1 protein-coding gene is annotated in these 1,274 nt (G+C 62.8%); it reads left to right on the top strand.

Annotation, left to right across the window (positions count from 1 at the left end):
* Positions 1–177 precede the first annotated feature (177 nt).
* The coding region (locus tag AC07NC_RS17390; protein ID WP_494570296.1) for an MCP four helix bundle domain-containing protein at positions 178–1,274 on the top strand (1,097 nt) is incomplete at its 3' end.

The raw sequence follows: 1,274 nt of genomic DNA, 5'->3' as shown, positions 1-1,274 counted from the left end.
GGGATCAAGTGGCGCTCGGACTATATCTCGGGCGTGGTGCGGCGCGAGGACGGCTTCGTCGTCCTGATCGACCTGCCCCGACTGCTGTCCAGCACCGACACCGTCTCTCTGGCGTCCTTCCCCAACATCGATCGAGCGGCCTGACGGCCGCCGGCGTTTCCTGGAAAGAACATTACAATGCGCGCTACGATTAAGATGAAGCTGGCCGGGGCCTTCGCCGCTGTGCTGGCGATCGCTATGATTCTCGGCGTCGTCGGCGTCATGAAGATGAGCAGCGTCAATCACCAGTCCACGATCATCACCGAGAACTGGTTGCCCAGCATCGACGCGATCCACCTTATCAACACGGCGACTTCGGATCTTCGCGCGCAGCAGTATGCGCACATCACCTCGACCGATCCGGCGCGCATGGCGGCTGTTGAAAAGGATATCGCCGCCACGCTGGAGACGATCAAAAGGGACCAGGCGAAATACGAAGCCCTGATTTCGTCGGACTCCGAGCGGAATCTCTACAACCAGTTTTCGGACAAGTATGAAAACTACCTGCGGGATGGGGAGCGGATGCTCGCCTTCTCCCGCGCCAATCAGAACGAAGCGGCCGCCCAGGCCATGCTGGCCAGCAAGCCCCTCTACGACGACATGTCGGCGGACCTGGTCAAGCTGGTGAACCTCAATGTCGAAGGCGGCGCCGCCGCCAGCGCCGAAGGGGACAAGGTGTTTTCCGAGGCGCGCAGCCTGTTCATCGCCCTGGTCGCCGCCGGTCTGATCATCGGCGTGGTCGCAGCGCTGTGGATTTCGCGGACCGTCACCATGGGCCTGCGCAAGATCGCGACGGCGATCGACGCCGTCGCCATCGGCGACCTGAACCAGGACGTCGCCGTGACGACCAATGACGAGATCAAGGATCTGGTCGATACGGTCAACCGGATGACCGCCAACCTGAAGGCCACGGCCGCCATGGCTGACGAGATCGCCCAGGGCGACCTGAGCGTTCAGCCCAAGCCGCTGTCGGACAAGGACATCCTGGGTATCTCCCTGCAACGGATGGTCGGCAATCTGCGCGGCACCGCCGCGATGGCGGACGAGATCGCCAACGGCGACCTGAGCGTCCAGCCCAAGCCCATGTCGGACAAGGACACCCTGGGCATCTCGCTGGAGCGGATGGTCGATAATCTGAGGGTCACGGCTTCGATGGCCGATGAGATCGCCAACGGGGACCTGACGGTCCAGCCCAAGCCGCTGTCGGACAAGGACACGCTGGGTCTTTCGCTGCA

This window comes from Brevundimonas sp. GW821-FHT10A07, from assembly GCF_059415785.1.
The sequence above is the reverse complement of the archived record's forward strand: the minus strand, read 5'-3'. Positions and strand labels throughout refer to the sequence as shown.